This is a genomic window from Pantoea sp. GW821-FHT03E06, assembly GCF_059420725.1.
The window spans coordinates 1,895,233-1,911,094 of record NZ_JBWKUG010000001.1 but is presented as its reverse complement, the minus strand read 5'-3'; the positions used below and the strand labels follow the sequence as shown (position 1 = coordinate 1,911,094).

The following is a 15,862-nucleotide window of genomic DNA, read 5'->3' as shown; positions in this document are numbered from 1 at the left end:
TGCTTCTCCTCAAAACAGCCCGCTTTGATTCTTCAGCAGCGCTTCCACATCTTTATCCACCTTGATGTGAATTTCATGCTCAATTTTGACGTTCATATTGATGGTGATCGGCTCTTTCGGCGCGGCAACTTCAATACGCGGGACGCAACCGCTCAATGGCAGTAGCACCAGCACCAGTAATGCCCTGAGGCTCATGGTTGGGGATCCTTCTTCGAGGGTAAGGTGGCATTTTGCTCCACCCAGGATTGCAAATTATCGCCAAAGCGCAGGCTGCGCCACAGCTGGAATAGATTCTCTTGATGACGGTAGTTGAGATTGACGGACTGACGGCGATTACTGAACTGACTGGTCCCTTTCACCTCTGATTGCATCGTCAGATTGCCAAGATTATCCAAATCGATCGTGGCCCATGAACGCGAAATCTCCATATAGCGCAGCCAATCCAGCGCCGCACCGGCGGCAAAGTTATTGCTGACGATGGCATCGGCCATATCTTTATCCAGGCGGAACGTCAGCGGACCGCTGTTGGCGATCCAGCCCTTTTCCACCAGCCAATGGGGATTGTTCACCCATAGCGGCAACTCGCCGTTAACCTTGCCTGACATAGCAAACTGCTTCGGTTTAATCGCCGTCACCAGCTTGCTCAGGTTGATCTCTTTGAGCGAGACGCGCGCGGGCTGATGCTGCGGCATGCGCAGCTCGGGCATGCTCACGTGCCCGCCGAGCAGATCGAGATTCACATTACTGAGCGTTAGCGGCTGGCGCTCCCGCCAGGGATAGTGACCCTGCAAATCGGCGGTAATGTTCTGCAGTGAAAACTGGTTTTTCACTTCGGCAATGCGTAATGAAACCGGTCCACGTCGGCCAAGCTGCCACTGATGATCTTTTAAACGGAACGGTAACGAGAAATCAATACCGTTGATTTCACTGTCGGGCATCCACAGGCTGCCCTCTTTTACCGTCCAGTGACCACCTGCTTCAAAACCCTGCTCGCTCGCTGCCGAAAACGCCACTTGCGCACGCAATTCACCTGACTGAATGCGCATTTTCAGGTCGCTGCTGAGTAAGGGCTGGAATACCGTCAGCGATTGCGCGGGCCACCAGGCTTCACCCCGTAAACGTTCCCCATCCCAGCGGCCATGGACGCGTACCGGGCCGATATCTTCCGCCATCAGCTGACCGCGCCAGATAAACTGGCTGGGATCGCTGCCTTTGGCTGCGAAATTGAGTTCTGAAGGGGGCAGCCAGCCGCCGTAACTGAACTGGGTTTGGCCGGATTTCAGCGTGAAGCCACCGTTAAAGGCGGGATGCTGGGGATCGCGCTGCCAGCGCACCGGTGCAGAGAGCGTCAGGCGCGGTTTAGCGACTTGCACCATGCCATAGGCCAGCTGATCGAAGCCGGTATCCAGCGTGCTAAGGGTGATTAATGTGTCTTGCCAGCTGCCGGTGCCTTTCACATCCCAGTTGGCCGCCAGCGGTTCAATCACGCCCTCTCCCCAATAACGCCAGTTCCATATGCCGCTGTCCGGCCAAAAATCCGTGGCGCGGCCATCAAGATGCAGCGTGAAACGACCAAAGTTGGGATCGTGCGCCTTGAGTATCGCCTGCAGGCGACCATTAATACCGCGCGTGGCTACGGTAACACCGGCCAGCGGCCAGCGTGCTTCATCCACTTCCAATGTTGAGAGTAAACGACCGCGCAAACGAAGCAGTGCTCCTTGCTTCAGGCTGAGCTGCGGATCCGTCAGCATGCCATGCAGCAAACCGGGCATGCTGCCATACAGTTGCAGATCGGCGAACTTACTCTCCCCCGTCAACTGAAACGGCAACGCGCTCTCTGTCAGGCTCAGTTTGCCAGGGCCGATGCTTAACACCAGATTTCCTTTGCCACCGCGCCCTTGCGTCAGCAAATTGAATCGTCCGCTGACCTGGGTGTTTTCCAGCCCTTGTTGCCAGTTTTCCAGCGTTAATGTAACGCCACCCGATAGCGGCTGCTCGGCTTGCGGCCAGCGCCATTGACCTTGCGTAATACGGATTTGGCGATCGTCACCTTGCCATGGCAGCTGCAAAAGCGGGTGATCGTCGCCCTGTTGATTGACTACCAGCATCCCTTGCTGTTGTTGCCAGTTAAGCGTGAGCGCCAGTGGCTGCGGCCATTGCAGCAAATTTACCGCTGCGTGCAGTTGGCCAGCGACGGGTAACCCATCGGCAAAGGTTGGCAAGGTGACATCACCCTGTAAATTCAGCGGCTGGGGCAGTAAAGGATGTGTGAGCTGCAGCTGGGCAATATGCATCTGCTGCCCCTGCAAACGGGCATCAACCTTAAGATTGTCGCCCTGATAGTGCAGTTGCTGCACATCTTTATCTAAGGTGAGGTCAAAACGACCAGCATATTGCTGAAACGGCAAAATGGTGATCGTTTGCAAGTGCACATCGGCGCCCGGCAACATCTTCTGCCACTCGGCCAGGCTACGCGGCGTACCGTTTGTCTCATTTTGCGGCAGCGATTGCAGGCAATCGCTGTTGAGCTGCACGTCTTCGGCATTAAGCTGCCAGCGCTTGTGCTGCCAGCCGAGTGCGGCATCGCTTACTTTCGCCAGCTCGCACTCGCCCGCCAGATAGCGCACCGCAGGAAAATGCAGCGCACCTTGCTGCCAGCGCGGCGTGCCGTGGAGTTCAACGCGGGTATTTTCTGGCAGCCAGATACCCGCCAGACGCGGCAGCCACTGCGTGAGTGTCAGCAGCAATCCTAATAGCAGCAGTATCAGCGCCAGTAGTGCAGCAAGTGTTCGGCGAAGGCCACGCGTCATGCAGTTAACTTTCCTGTTCTTTACACAATCCTGACGAGGAGCCAAATGATGGCATGTTACGTCTCGCAAATGAAGTTTTCAGCCATATAGTCTGGCTGAAGACCAGCAAAATGCCGCGGAAAACGTTATCCTTTGATGATACCGACGTAGCATTTTTCAGGAGCGAAACAATGAAAGTTGCGGTTTACAGCACCAAGCACTACGACCAGAAGTACCTTGAACACGTCAATGCCAGCTTTGGATTTGAGCTGCAGTTCTTTGACTTCCTGTTATCGCCAGCCACCGCGAAAAATGCCGCTGGCTGCGATGCGGTGTGCATTTTCGTCAACGATGATGCCAGTAAAGAGGTGCTGGAAGAGTTGGCGACGCTGGGCGTGAAGCATATCGCGTTGCGCTGTGCCGGTTTTAATAACGTCGATCTCGCAGCAGCTAAAGCGCTGGGATTAAACGTGGTGCGCGTACCGGCTTATTCGCCAGAAGCGGTGGCCGAGCATGCCGTTGGCCTGATGATGACGCTCAATCGCCGTATTCATCGCGCTTATCAACGCACCCGCGACGCCAATTTTTCGCTGGATGGCTTAACCGGCTTCAACATGTATAACAAAACCGCAGGCGTGGTCGGCACCGGCAAAATCGGTATTGCGGCGATGCGCATCCTGAAGGGCTTTGGCATGCGCCTGCTGGCGTATGATCCCTATCCAAGCCAGGCGGCGCTCGATCTGGGCGCGGAATATGTCGATCTCAAAACGCTGTTTGCCGAATCCGATGTGATTACGCTGCACTGTCCGCTGACGCCGGAAAACCATCACTTGCTCAATGCGCAGGCGTTCAGCCAAATGAAGGATGGCGTGATGATCATCAACACTAGCCGCGGTGCGTTAATTGACTCACAGGCAGCCATTGATGCACTTAAACAGCAAAAGATTGGTTCGCTAGGCATGGATGTGTATGAAAACGAGCGCGATTTGTTCTTTGAAGACAAATCGAATGATGTGATTCAGGATGATATTTTCCGTCGCTTATCAGCGTGCCACAACGTACTCTTTACCGGTCATCAGGCCTTCCTGACGGCCGAAGCGTTGACGGCGATTTCAGAAACTACGCTCGGTAACCTACAACAGCTAGAGCGCGGTGAAACCAGTCCCAATCAGGTAACGGCGTAATCGCATTGCGCCTGCGTTAGCGGGCGCAATTTCCACCCATCAGCGCCTGTTCGTCACAGCGACGACCATTCGCCAGCTGGCACATACCGATACGTGAACCGTCTAACTGACGGGAAAACGCCAGCGATCCTCCGGCATTACTGCAATTCACTTCAGCCATCGATGACATAATAACGCGCGGTTGTACGTGTGCGGCAGTAGCTTGTTGCGGCGGTTCGTTATCACTATTGCTGCTGCAGGCAGAAAGTAACAGTGTCGTTCCGGCCAGCAGGAAGAGAGCGGCTTTCATCGGTTGGGCTCCGGGGATGAGCGAAAAAGTCGCACCAGCATATGTCAGGCTTAGCAAGGGATCGAGGGGTGACACAGCTTTTTACAAAATTTTCTTCCACGCTTTACAAGCAGAATTATCCTGATTGGGATATTTACCCCATTTTATTCCTGTGACATTCCCATTTTTCAATGACTAAGGAGAGATAAATGCTAACGGATATGTTGATTCGTATCGCTCTGGCCGGGATTCTCGGTGGCCTGATCGGGTTGGAACGCCAGCTGCGCGCCAAAGAGGCGGGTTTACGCACCCACATTCTGGTGGGTATCGGCAGTGCAATGTTTATGCTGGTTTCGAAATATGGCTTTGCCGACATGTTAGCCAGCGAACACGTGGCGCTCGATCCCAGCCGTATTGCGGCGCAGGTAGTCAGCGGTATGGGCTTTCTCGGCGCAGGCACCATCATCATTCAGAAACAAGTGGTGAAAGGCCTTACCACCGCCGCCGGTTTATGGGTCACCGCGGCGATTGGTCTGGTCATCGGTAGCGGCATGTATGAAATCGGCATTTATGGCACGGTGCTGGCGCTGGTCGTGCTGGAAACCTTCCGTCGCATCAGCCATTGGCTGATTGGCCGACATCACACGCTGCTGGTCCATCTCAAACCGAAAAGCGTGCCAATCGTATTGTTGGTATTACAGCGCGAAAACATTCGCTACGGGCATATAGCAGTGGTCAATCGCGATGAAGAGAGCGGCTTATGCGAGCTGAGCGTTGAGGTGACGTTGTCACGCAGATCGCCAATTCACAATATTTACGACAAGGTGATGGAAATCAAAGGAGTACAATCGCTGGAGATGATGTAAAAACCATCAATTTTAGAGGCTTGTGCGTTCACAGCATACGAGCACACAGATGAAAAAGTCGCTTCATGACACTTTGCTAGACTGAATTGATTACCCCCGTAAATTTTGCGGGTTTCTCAGCGTAGCAAAGGACGATTTATGATTACCGTCGACGGTAACGGTGCAGTGGCTTCGGTCGCCTTCCGCACCAGTGAAGTGATTGCCATTTATCCCATCACGCCCAGCTCCACTATGGCCGAACTGGCAGATAGCTGGTCTGGCGAAGGCCGCCCTAACGTCTGGGGCGACGTACCGCGTGTCATCGAGATGCAATCTGAAGGCGGCGCGATTGCCACCGTGCATGGCGCGCTACAAACCGGCGCGCTCTCCACCACCTTTACTTCGTCGCAGGGATTACTACTGATGATCCCAACGCTGTACAAACTGGCCGGTCAACTGATGCCGTTTGTGCTGCACGTTGCAGCGCGTACCGTGGCGACTCACGCACTGTCTATTTTTGGCGATCATTCCGATGTGATGGCCGTTCGCCAGACGGGCTGCGCACAGCTTTGCGCATCCAGCGTGCAGGAAGCGCAGGATTTTGCCTTGATTGCGCACATTGCCTCGCTTAACAGCCGTATCCCCTTTATCCACTTTTTTGATGGTTTCCGCACTTCGCATGAGATTAACAAGATTGTACCGATCAGCGATGAGACCCTGCGGGCGCTGATGCCCGCTGACGCCATTGCCGCCCACCGCGCGCGCGCACTCACGCCAGATCGTCCTGCCATTCGCGGCACGTCCGCGAATCCCGATACCTACTTCCAGGCACGCGAAGCCACTAACCGCTGGTACGACAATTGCACCCAACACGTTGAAGATGCGATGGCAGCATTTGGCGCAAATACCGGACGCCACTACCAGCCGTTTGAGTTTTATGGCCATCCACAGGCCGAACGCGTGATAGTCATGATGGGTTCTGGTTGCGGCACTGCGGAAGAAGCGATTGATGAGATGCTGCAGCGCGGGGAGAAAGTTGGCTTAGTGAAAGTGCGCTTATATCGCCCGTTTTCGGCGAAGCATTTACTCAGCGTGATCCCTGCGTCCGCGCAGCGCATTGCCGTGCTGGATCGCACCAAAGAGCCGGGCGCGCTGGGTGAGCCGCTGTTCCTCGATGTGATGACTGCGCTGGCTGAGGCTTACAGCCGTGGCGAGCGTGCATCGCTGCCAAAAGTAAGTGGTGGGCGCTATGGCTTATCTTCGAAAGAGTTCGCACCCGATGCGGTCCTGGCCGTATTCCGTGCGCTACAGCGTGAACAACCTCCGGCGCGCTTTACCGTCGGCATTTACGATGATGTCACTCACCTTTCCCTGCCGCTGGAAGCCAATATTGTGCCTAACCGCGCGCGACTTGAGGCGCTGTTTTACGGCCTGGGAAGCGACGGCAGCGTCAGCGCCAGCAAAAACAATCTGAAGATTATCGGCAACGCTACGCCGTGGCACGTGCAGGGCTATTTCGTTTACGATTCAAAAAAAGCCGGTGGACTGACGGTATCCCATTTACGCGTCAGTGAATATCCCATCCAGTCCGCCTATTTGATTCAGCAAGCGGACTTTATCGGCTGCCATCAGCTGCAATTTATCGATAAGTATTCGATGATTGATCAGCTCAAGTCCGGCGGGATTTTTCTGCTCAACACGCCTTACCGCGCGGATGAAGTGTGGTCACGTTTGCCACAGGAAGTTCAAAGTCAGCTTAACGACAAACAGGCACAATTTTATGTGATTAACGCTGCGCGCATTGCCCGTGAATGCCAACTGGGCGCACGCATTAACACCGTTATGCAGATGGCCTTTTTCCAGCTGACGCAGATCCTGCCAGGCAACAGCGCACTGAGCGAATTGCAAAACGCGATTGCACGTAGCTACAGCAGCAAGGGCGAAGCGCTGGTGCAGCGCAACTGGCAGGCGCTGGCGCTAGCTCAACAGGCATTGCACGCGGTGCCGCTACAGCCGGTTGATACCCGCAGCCCACATCGGCCGCCGGTGGTGTCAGATAGCGCACCCGATTTCGTCAAAACCGTGACTGCCGCAATGCTGGCAGGCCTTGGCGACAAGCTCCCCGTCTCGGCTTTGCCACCCGACGGCACCTGGCCGGTCGGCACTACGCAGTGGGAAAAACGCAATATCGCCGAAGCGGTCCCCATCTGGCAGCCTGATCTGTGTACGCAGTGTAATCATTGTGTCGCCGCCTGCCCCCATTCGGCCATTCGTGCCAAAGTGGTGGCCCCTGAAGCGCTGGCCGATGCACCCGCTTCGCTCGCATCCCTTGATGTGAAATCGCGCGATATGCGCGGGCAGAAATATGTATTGCAGGTGGCACCGGAAGATTGCACCGGCTGCAACTTATGCGTAGAGGTGTGTCCAGCCAGCGATCGCCAGCACCCAGAGATTAAAGCCATCAACATGAAATCACGGCTGGAGCATGTTGAGACTGAAAAGAACAATTACGCTGCCTTCCTCGCACTTCCTGAGATAACGGCAGAACAGCTGGAAAGGATTGATATCCGTACCTCGCAGCTCATTACCCCGCTGTTTGAATATTCCGGTGCCTGTTCCGGCTGCGGTGAAACGCCTTATATCAAGCTTCTGACGCAGCTATATGGCGATCGCCTATTAATTGCTAATGCTACCGGTTGTTCTTCGATTTATGGCGGCAACTTGCCCTCCACGCCCTATACCACTAACGCTGAAGGGCGTGGTCCGGCGTGGGCTAACTCACTCTTTGAGGATAACGCCGAGTTTGGTTTGGGTTTCCGTTTGAGTGTCGATCAGCAAAAACAGCGCGCACTCAGGTTGCTCGATCAATGTGCTCCAGAATTGCCCGCTGGATTAGTTGCTGACCTTAAAGGTGACAACGTCACCATATCGCGGCGGCGCGAACAGATTGCCCAACTGCGCGCCCTGCTCGCCGCATCGTCGCAGCCTGCAGCCGTAGCATTAACTGCAACCGCCGATGCATTAGTGGAGAAATCCGTTTGGCTGATTGGTGGCGATGGCTGGGCCTATGATATTGGTTACGGCGGACTCGATCATGTGATGAGCCTGAGCGAAAACGTAAACGTGCTGGTGCTGGATACACAGTGCTACTCCAACACCGGTGGTCAGGCATCAAAAGCGACACCGCTGGGCGCCGTGACCAAATTTGGCGAGCAAGGCAAACGTAAAGCACGCAAAGATCTTGGCATGTCCACCCTACTGTATGGGCATGTGTATGTGGCGCAGATCTCACTGGGTGCGCAGCTTAATCAGACGGTGAAAGCGATTCAGGAAGCCGAAGCCTGGCCAGGGCCGTCGTTGATCATTGCCTATAGCCCGTGTGAAGAACATGGCTACGATCTCGCCTATAGCCATGAGCAAATGCGTTTGCTTACGACCAGCGGCTTCTGGCCTTTGTATCGTTTTGATCCGCGCCGAGCGGAACAAGGTAAAGCCGCGCTGTCACTGGATTCTCGTCCACCCACCTCAGAGCTGGAACAGGCATTAATGAACGAACAGCGCTTCCGCCAATTACAAAGCCAGCGCCCCGAAGAGGCGTCTCAGTTATGGCGTGACGCAACGGAGGCCGCTGAGCAGCGCTATCAACGGCTGGCGGAGTTAGCAGGAAAAAGGGAGAAAAGTGAGTAAATGGAAAAGCCCGGCGCAGATGGCCGGGCTTTTTGCTGGTTTAACAGGGTTTAAGCTGGACGATTGCCATCTCCACGGCGCGATTCGGTGCGCCGGTTAATTCACGATAACGCACTTGTAGATTACGTAACTCAGTCGCTAACACTTCTTTCTCGGTTGCGGCACCGCGCTGTGCCAGCTCCAGATAACATTGCCCCACCAGCCGGCATGCTTCTTCAAACACCATGTCATACGTTTGCATTTTTCACTCCTCACCTTAAGAAACTAAAAAAACTATTTGGCCATCCTGTCAGGGCCGGATGAGGAAAATATTTGCTTAGATCAATAAACACACAGATTGCGCTGGCAAAGTGTGCGCTTTGCTATCAAGTGCAATGCGTGACTCGCAGAAAAGAGATCACTTCAGGCTAGCATTCGCGCCCGCAATCCGTACCATACGCAGTCATGTTAAAAGGGTTTATTGCCGCTGAAGTTTGCTTCAGCCGCTAACGGTCCTTGTCTTCACTCTTAAGCGTGAAAATAATGTCAGAAAATCAAGAAGTAACAAAAAAAGAGCAGTACAACCTCAATAAATTGCAGAAGCGTTTACGTCGCAACGTGGGTGAAGCCATTGCTGACTTCAATATGATTGAAGAAGGCGATCGCATCATGGTTTGCCTGTCTGGTGGCAAAGATAGCTATACCATGCTGGAGATTTTGCGCAATTTGCAGCAGAGCGCACCGGTGAATTTCTCGCTGGTAGCGGTGAATCTGGATCAGAAACAGCCGGGATTTCCTGAGCATATCCTGCCAGCCTATCTGGATGAATTGGGCGTTGAGTACCACATCGTCAACGAAGATACCTATTCGATAGTTAAAGATAAAATCCCTGAAGGGAAAACCACCTGCTCACTCTGCTCGCGCTTACGCCGTGGCATTCTTTACCGCACTGCCACCGAGCTGGGCTGTACCAAAATCGCATTAGGTCATCATCGTGACGACATCCTCCAGACGATGTTCCTGAATATGTTCTACGGCGGCAAGATGAAGGGCATGCCGCCCAAGCTGATGAGCGATGACGGCAAGCATATCGTGATTCGTCCGCTGGCTTACTGCCGCGAGAAGGACATCATTCGTTTTGCGGAAGCACGCCAGTTCCCGATCATTCCGTGCAACCTGTGCGGCTCGCAGCCAAATCTGCAACGTCAGGTGGTCGCCGATATGCTGCGCGACTGGGATAAACGATATCCAGGCCGCATCGAAACCATGTTTACCGCCATGCAGAATGTGGTGCCATCACATATGGCAGATATCAATCTGTTTGATTTCAAAGGTATCAAACACGGCGATGACGTTGTTTATGGCGGTGATTTAGCATTTGATCGCGAAACGTTGCCGGTGCAGCCTGCGGGCTGGCAGCCTGAAGAAGATGATGCGCCGAGCCTTAGCGTACGTCTGGACGTGCTGGAAATTAAGTAAGCGTTTTTTGAGAGATAAAAGGCGCGTCGCTTCGGCAACGCGCCTTTTTTATTTGCAATTAGCGATGCGGCGGCGGATCTTGAATCGGTGGAAACTCCGGGTCGTAAGGCGGTTGCTCCGGTGGAATCGGCTGTGGTTGTGGAATCGGTTCGGGAATGGGGGGTGGATCGGTAGGAATCGGTTCGCTAGCGGTGATCGGTTGCATGCCCTTCTCCTTATTGCTGAATGTCTTATAAGCATAGGAAAGGATGGCCGAGCAAGCCAAGCGGGCAAAAAAAAGCCGGCGGATAGGCCGGCGTCGTACGAATCAAATGTGCTATGCAGTAATTCTAAAAAAGGAAGTAAGACAATATGGAGCGCAACGCCCATCGCTTGACGTTGCATTCACCTGCGGGAGAGAGTTTGCCCCGGTTGGTCTCGGGAGATATTGATATCGATCAGGTTTAAACCGCTTTTCTGTTTTACAGCCAGTTACGCCTTTTAAGCCATACCGCAACACCTGCAACCATCATCAGCAGCAGCACACAGAAGGCCGTGAAACCCAGCGGCCAGCTACCGCCGGGAATGCCACCCAGATTAACGCCAAATAAGCCGGTTAAAAACGTCGCGGGCAGGAAAATCATCGCCATTAGCGACATGGTGTACGTGCGGCGGTTCATTGACTCCGCCAGGATCGAAGCGACTTCATCCGCCAGAATTGAGGTACGCGCCACGCCGGCATTGAGATCGTCGAGTCCGCGTCCCAACCGGTCCGCAACTTCTTGCATACGACGGCGATCGTCATCATTCATCCACGCCATTTTTTCGATGGCCAGCCGCGCATACACATCACGCTGCGGCGCCATATAGCGTCGCATCACAATCAGCTGCTTGCGTATCAACGCCAGGTCACCGCGTGCAGGCACTTCCTGGTTCATCAAGCCATCTTCCAGCGCAATGATTTTGTCATGTATCTCTTCAATGAATTCACTGGCGTGATCGGTCAACGCATCGCAGACATCCACCAGCCAGCTGCCGCCATCAATCGGGCCATTGCCATTTTGGAGATCGGTTAACACTTCATCGACGGCGTACACCTTGCGACGGCGCGTGGAGACAATCAGCTTGTCGTTGATAAACACGCGCATGGCGACCAGCTGATCGGGCCGCGAATCGGCGTTATGGTTAACGCTACGCAACACAATCATGAAGCCGTCGCCGAGGCGCGTCACGCGCGGGCGCATACTGTCACCTGCCAGCGCATCGCGCACGGAATCGGGGATGAGCGGCGTGTTTTGCAGCCATTCTGCGCTTTGGCGTTGGGTATAATTGAGGTGGAGCCAGCAGGGGCGCTCGCAATTAATCACATCTTTATCTTCGATGGGAATCATGCCACCTGCGCCATCAAGCTGACAGGCCACAATGGCATCAGATACTTGCAGTGCTTTTCCTTCAATGACGTTCACGAACTGGCCTCACTATCAAAATCAATACGATACAGTCTAGCGCGGCGCAGAGCAGTTGCAATCATCAGGCTGTGAGCAAAGATGACAGTCGAGCATAAAAAAAGGTGCGCATCAGCGCGCACCTGATCAGCCCTAAGAGCATCACTACTGCGTCAGTTCACGTACCAGGCCTACGATCGCCTTGTCTTGCCCATGTTCAAACAGGCACTGCTGCAAGCGCGGACCGCTTACCGCCGTCTTTACGAGCTCAGGATCGATGGCGCGTAATGCATCCAGCGTGTTCTGTTTCAGCAGTGCGGCTTTCACTTCGTTCAATAGGCCGGCATTGCGCACCTGCGGCGCTTTACGCTCCGGCGGATAGCCCAGCCCTTTTTCTCCGGTGAAAGCTTTTTCGAAGATAAAGCGCAGGTTCAGCTCCGCGCCCCAGCCGAAACCTTTCGCGAACGGCAGCGACAGCGCATTACCGTTATTAATTTGCGCAAACAGATAGGCGTCCGCCGGATCGATGCAGTAACCGCACACCACGCCCGGATGCAGGTTAAGCGACATCAGCGCGCCCTGGCCGGTGCCGCAACCGGCCACGACAAAGTCCACCGCTTTACTGTTCAGCAGCACGTTGGCCATGATACCGAGGTGAATGTATGTCAGATGATGATCTTGCTCGTCGCTCATGCCAACGTTAAACACCTGATGCCCGAGCGGCTGTGCCACCGACTGAAGCTCCTTCAACACCGTTGCGTTCTTCGCAGCCTGGCTGTTTTCCATCATCAACGCGATTTTCATGATCCATCCTCAAATTAAATTGAAACACCGTTTCATTTTAATCAGTGAGCGGTAAAATGCAGCCCTTAAATGCTTTATTGCCTGTGATTCAAGTCACAGACTGATCATGCAATCGAGGGAGCGAGAACATATTGTTCTGCAAAACGCGATGTTGCTGGCGGCACGAGCATGTGCCGCCAGTGACCTTATCGGGATGCCCACCACAGGCGCAGTTTCAATCCCCAACCGCTGGTCCAGCCGCTGCTGGTGCTAACGACTTTTCCCTGGTGTAACACGATAAAGGTCGGCGTTGCGTTGATATCCCAGCGCTGACCTAGCGCTCCGTTTTCATCATTGATCGCCACACCGTGCACCCCTTTCTTCTCAAGCCAGGTGGCAACGCGCGCATCGCTGCCGGAGCGCAGCGCCACGCTGACCACCTTTACTCCCTGCTGGCTGAGCGCCGCCACGGTTGGCGTGGTGAGTTTGCACACACCACACCACGTCGCCCAGACGTAAACCAACACCGGCTGATGCTGACTCATTTCAGCGAGATTGACGTCACCTTGTAGCGAAGTCAGCGGCTGTTGCGCCAAATCCGCAGGCAGTTGCGGCGCACGCCACCAATCCATGCCCCACAGTACCGCTCCGGCAATGAGGACCAGCAATAGCGCTTCACGTAGCCAGCGCTTCAGGCGACTCATTTCTTCGCCTGCAGCGCGCCTTTCACTGCCGCTTCCAGCTGTTCATAAGGGACCGCACCGCTGATCATCTGATCGCCCACTAGCGTTGCTGGCGTCCCCTGGACGCCAAGCTGCTGTGCCAGCGTCAGATTGCTGTTAATGGTGTCAAGACTGGCTTTGCTGGGCTCTTTCAAGGTGATGCCGGTTTTTTCCAGTGCAGCTTCAATACTGGCCGCATCGTGATTGCCCTTTTTAGCCATCAAACGCTCATGCAGCTTAAGAAAGTTTTTAGGCTGCTGCTCCCAAACGGTGAGCGCCAGTCGTGCTGAGGTCAGCGAGGTTTCGGCACGATACGGCAGCGGTTTAATCACCACCGCTACCTGCGGATAGTTTTTGATCAGCTTTTCAATATCTGCTTCAAATTTCTTACAGAACACACAGTTGTAATCGGTGAAGTACACCAACGTCAGCGCGGGCTTTTCAGCGCCAATGCGCGGTGAAGCGGCATCGTTGAACAGCACATCGCGGTTTTTCTCCACCATCTGCGCCACCACGCTTTGCTGCTGGCGCGCGGCTTCTTTGTCCAAGGCGTCGGCCGCTTCGGCCAGAATCGCCGGGTTTTGCACCAGCGTCTCTCGAATCAGCTCTTTAATGCGCGCTTCCTGTTCTGGGGTAAACGGCGTAGCAGCAAGTGCGGGCATGGCAAGGAGCATCAGTGGCAGTAACAGGGATTTCTTCATTATTTTTTCGCCTCAGAGAGTGTTGAAATCACCGCTTCACGAGTCAGCAGCGGTGACAAAATCTGGCCTTGCGGCAGCGCCGGGCCATAAATCTGGTTAAATGGGATGGCGACACGATCGCGGCGGTGCAGGAATTCACCAATCGCCGCATCGGGTTGTGTCCAGTCGCCGCGCAGCAGTACCACGTCGTCGGCTTTTAGCGCAGCACGCACATCAGGCTGATTCAGCACGCGGGATTTGTTCACTTTGCAGGTGATACACCAATCAGCAGTGACATCAATAAACACGCGTTTATCCTGCTCAAGTGCTTGATTGAGCGCCGCTTCTGTCAGCGGCAGCCAGTGCAGCGAATCCTCTTCCGGCTCAATACGCGTCATCAGGAACAGCGCGCCTGCCAGCGTAAGCGTGATGAGCACGACGCCAGCCTGTTGGAGCGCCTGCTGTTTCACGAGCCAGATGCAAAGCACCACCAGCAGCGTGAGCGCCAGCATCAGCGCAAAGGTCGCGCCCCAGTGAGGTATGAGCAGCGTGACCAGCCAGAAGGTGGCAAGCAGCATAAACAAGCCGAGTACGCTGCGCAGATACACCATCCAGCGCCCGGGACGCGGTAAACAACGCGCCATACCCGGCAGCGCGGCCACCAGCAGCCATGGCAAACTCATGCCCACGCCAAGCGCCACAAACAGTAGCCACAGCTGCGACAGCGGTGCAGTCAGCGCATAGGCGACAGCGGTACCAAGGAACGGTGCGCTGCACGGTGTAGCCAATAAGGTGGCAAACGCGCCCTGCCCGAAGTGTCCGAGCAGACCATCACTGCCCCGTGTCGCCAGTTTGGTATTGAGGCCCGACGGCAAGCGGAAGTGCAGCAAATCAAACAGGCTGGCGCTGAACAGGAACATTACCAGCACCATCACCAGCAGGAAACCGCTGCTCTGGAACTGGATGCCCCAGCCAAGTGCTTGGCCGCTTAGCCGCAGCCCGGTCATCAGTAATGCCAGTAGCAGGAAAGAGAAGATGATGCCAGCGCTGGAGGCAAGGAACTGCTGGCGCGTTTGACGCTGTGTTTGCCCCTGCTGTTGCACCAGGCTGCTGAGCTTTATCGCCAGCACCGGCAACACGCAGGGCATCAGGTTGAGGATCAATCCGCCGAGCAGCGCCAGCAGCACAACGGACCACAAGGTCGACGCTGCCCCGCCCGAAACCAGGCTTTCAGCGCCAATCGTCACTGAGCTTTGCTGCGCGATACCGCCATCGGCTACCACCAGCGACAGCGTTTTGCCGCGCAAGTCCGGTGCCGCTTCGCCCCATTCGTCGGTCACCGCCACCCGCGCGCTGAGTGTGTCACCGCTAACGCTGATGCTGGGTGCTGCCAGCATGCTGCCCGGCGGATAGTCAAAGAACAGCGCCGGTTTTTGCCAGCCATCCTGGCGCTGGGCGCGAATTTGCAGTTCGCCGTTAACAAAGCTGGCGTCGAGCCGATCGGTTAATCCGCCTGCGGCGGGAATTTGCCCCATCGCTTCGGCATAATCGCGGGCAAAATTGACATCCGCAGGTCGGGTGAGATCGAGACTGAATGGGAAATCGGTCAGAATGCAGACATCGCTGCAGGTCGAGAGCGTCAGCGTACCTGCAAGCCGTTGGCTCGACAATGTTGCCAGTTCGATGGGCAGCGTAATATCGCCTTTGTAGCCTTGCGTGGTCAAACCGCTAACGTCAAAACGCTCGGGCGCTGGCCAAAACCATCGCGCGTTGACCTCCGGCGTTTGCCAGCGGATTTCCGGCGCGACGCCGCCTTCGCCAGGGGTGCGCCAGTAGGTTTTCCAGCCGGGTTGCAGACGAATATCCAGCAGCAGTTGCTGCTTGTCGTTGAAGCTGGCGCTGCGCAGGCGCACCTCGGCGTGGCTATTTTGCGCATTGCGCAGCCAGCCGGAATCGGCGGCCTGCGCGGTCATCGCACAGCTCGCCAGCAGAAGCAGCAGGCTCCTGATTAATAAGTACATG

Annotated in this window: 14 protein-coding genes; 4 read left to right on the top strand and 10 right to left on the bottom strand. The window is 55.1% G+C overall.

Annotated elements, in window-relative coordinates:
* Positions 1-9 precede the first annotated feature (9 nt).
* On the bottom strand, positions 10-195 hold the full coding sequence (locus AC07WB_RS08920) for a YnbE family lipoprotein (protein WP_097097412.1): 186 nt from the start codon (positions 193-195) through the stop codon (positions 10-12).
* A complete protein-coding gene (locus AC07WB_RS08915) occupies positions 192-2,810 on the bottom strand; it encodes a YdbH family protein (protein WP_494940349.1) in 2,619 nt (872 codons plus the stop codon). Before AC07WB_RS08915 ends, AC07WB_RS08920 begins: the two co-directional genes overlap by 4 nt.
* 170 nt (positions 2,811-2,980) lie before the next feature.
* Between AC07WB_RS08915 and AC07WB_RS08910 the strand changes: the two genes are divergently transcribed.
* The gene (locus AC07WB_RS08910) at positions 2,981-3,973 is read left to right on the top strand and encodes a 2-hydroxyacid dehydrogenase (protein WP_097097714.1); all 993 of its coding nucleotides are present in this window, start codon (positions 2,981-2,983) and stop codon (positions 3,971-3,973) included.
* A 16-nt stretch (positions 3,974-3,989) separates the two neighbouring features.
* Here AC07WB_RS08910 and AC07WB_RS08905 read toward each other — a convergent pair whose 3' ends face one another.
* A complete protein-coding gene (locus tag AC07WB_RS08905; protein ID WP_097097414.1) occupies positions 3,990-4,262 on the bottom strand; it encodes a putative hemolysin in 273 nt (90 codons plus the stop codon).
* A 188-nt stretch (positions 4,263-4,450) separates the two neighbouring features.
* On the opposite strand from AC07WB_RS08905, the gene AC07WB_RS08900 reads away from it, so the two are divergent.
* Entirely contained in the window at positions 4,451-5,107 is a 657-nt protein-coding gene (locus AC07WB_RS08900) for an MgtC/SapB family protein (RefSeq protein WP_097097415.1), read from the top strand.
* Positions 5,108-5,245: 138 nt separating this feature from the next.
* Positions 5,246-8,773, top strand: coding sequence for a pyruvate:ferredoxin (flavodoxin) oxidoreductase (gene nifJ, locus AC07WB_RS08895; protein WP_494940348.1), 3,528 nt, complete (start codon positions 5,246-5,248; stop codon positions 8,771-8,773).
* 40 nt (positions 8,774-8,813) lie between these two features.
* Here the strand turns inward: nifJ and AC07WB_RS08890 are convergent, their stop codons facing one another.
* Positions 8,814-9,014: a DUF2767 family protein gene (locus AC07WB_RS08890; RefSeq protein WP_097097417.1), complete on the bottom strand. Its 201-nt coding sequence runs from the start codon at positions 9,012-9,014 to the stop codon at positions 8,814-8,816.
* A 281-nt stretch (positions 9,015-9,295) separates the two neighbouring features.
* On the opposite strand from AC07WB_RS08890, the gene ttcA reads away from it, so the two are divergent.
* Entirely contained in the window at positions 9,296-10,231 is a 936-nt protein-coding gene (ttcA, locus tag AC07WB_RS08885) for a tRNA 2-thiocytidine(32) synthetase TtcA (protein WP_494940347.1), read from the top strand.
* Positions 10,232-10,289: 58 nt separating this feature from the next.
* Here the strand turns inward: ttcA and AC07WB_RS08880 are convergent, their stop codons facing one another.
* From AC07WB_RS08880 to AC07WB_RS08855, 6 genes are all read right to left on the bottom strand, one after another.
* Entirely contained in the window at positions 10,290-10,436 is a 147-nt protein-coding gene (locus AC07WB_RS08880) for a hypothetical protein (RefSeq protein WP_176519178.1), read from the bottom strand.
* Positions 10,437-10,692: 256 nt separating this feature from the next.
* Positions 10,693-11,676 (bottom strand): zinc transporter ZntB, encoded by a 984-nt coding sequence (zntB, locus tag AC07WB_RS08875; protein ID WP_345826755.1) that lies wholly within the window; start codon positions 11,674-11,676, stop codon positions 10,693-10,695.
* Between the two features lie 144 nt (positions 11,677-11,820).
* A complete protein-coding gene (locus AC07WB_RS08870) occupies positions 11,821-12,459 on the bottom strand; it encodes an RpiB/LacA/LacB family sugar-phosphate isomerase (RefSeq protein WP_494940346.1) in 639 nt (212 codons plus the stop codon).
* Between the two features lie 185 nt (positions 12,460-12,644).
* On the bottom strand, positions 12,645-13,142 hold the full coding sequence (locus AC07WB_RS08865; protein WP_097097421.1) for a protein disulfide oxidoreductase: 498 nt from the start codon (positions 13,140-13,142) through the stop codon (positions 12,645-12,647).
* A complete protein-coding gene (locus AC07WB_RS08860; protein WP_494940345.1) occupies positions 13,139-13,861 on the bottom strand; it encodes a DsbA family protein in 723 nt (240 codons plus the stop codon). The genes AC07WB_RS08865 and AC07WB_RS08860 overlap by 4 nt, the downstream gene beginning before the upstream one ends.
* Complete coding sequence (locus AC07WB_RS08855) at positions 13,861-15,861, bottom strand: protein-disulfide reductase DsbD family protein (RefSeq protein WP_494940344.1); 2,001 nt, start codon at positions 15,859-15,861, stop codon at positions 13,861-13,863. The genes AC07WB_RS08860 and AC07WB_RS08855 overlap by 1 nt, the downstream gene beginning before the upstream one ends.
* Position 15,862: the final 1 nt, after the last annotated feature.

What these genes read in the sequence shown, in the direction of transcription:
- AC07WB_RS08920 (WP_097097412.1), bottom strand. Translation starts at nt 195, where the DNA reads ATGAGCCTCAGGGCATTACTGGTGCTGGTGCTACTGCCATTGAGCGGT.
- AC07WB_RS08915 (WP_494940349.1), bottom strand. Translation starts at nt 2,810, where the DNA reads ATGACGCGTGGCCTTCGCCGAACACTTGCTGCACTACTGGCGCTGATA.
- AC07WB_RS08910 (WP_097097714.1), top strand. Translation starts at nt 2,981, where the DNA reads ATGAAAGTTGCGGTTTACAGCACCAAGCACTACGACCAGAAGTACCTT.
- AC07WB_RS08905 (WP_097097414.1), bottom strand. Translation starts at nt 4,262, where the DNA reads ATGAAAGCCGCTCTCTTCCTGCTGGCCGGAACGACACTGTTACTTTCT.
- AC07WB_RS08900 (WP_097097415.1), top strand. Translation starts at nt 4,451, where the DNA reads ATGCTAACGGATATGTTGATTCGTATCGCTCTGGCCGGGATTCTCGGT.
- nifJ (WP_494940348.1), top strand. Translation starts at nt 5,246, where the DNA reads ATGATTACCGTCGACGGTAACGGTGCAGTGGCTTCGGTCGCCTTCCGC.
- AC07WB_RS08890 (WP_097097417.1), bottom strand. Translation starts at nt 9,014, where the DNA reads ATGCAAACGTATGACATGGTGTTTGAAGAAGCATGCCGGCTGGTGGGG.
- ttcA (WP_494940347.1), top strand. Translation starts at nt 9,296, where the DNA reads ATGTCAGAAAATCAAGAAGTAACAAAAAAAGAGCAGTACAACCTCAAT.
- AC07WB_RS08880 (WP_176519178.1), bottom strand. Translation starts at nt 10,436, where the DNA reads ATGCAACCGATCACCGCTAGCGAACCGATTCCTACCGATCCACCCCCC.
- AC07WB_RS08870 (WP_494940346.1), bottom strand. Translation starts at nt 12,459, where the DNA reads ATGAAAATCGCGTTGATGATGGAAAACAGCCAGGCTGCGAAGAACGCA.
- AC07WB_RS08865 (WP_097097421.1), bottom strand. Translation starts at nt 13,142, where the DNA reads ATGAGTCGCCTGAAGCGCTGGCTACGTGAAGCGCTATTGCTGGTCCTC.
- AC07WB_RS08860 (WP_494940345.1), bottom strand. Translation starts at nt 13,861, where the DNA reads ATGAAGAAATCCCTGTTACTGCCACTGATGCTCCTTGCCATGCCCGCA.
- AC07WB_RS08855 (WP_494940344.1), bottom strand. Translation starts at nt 15,861, where the DNA reads ATGTACTTATTAATCAGGAGCCTGCTGCTTCTGCTGGCGAGCTGTGCG.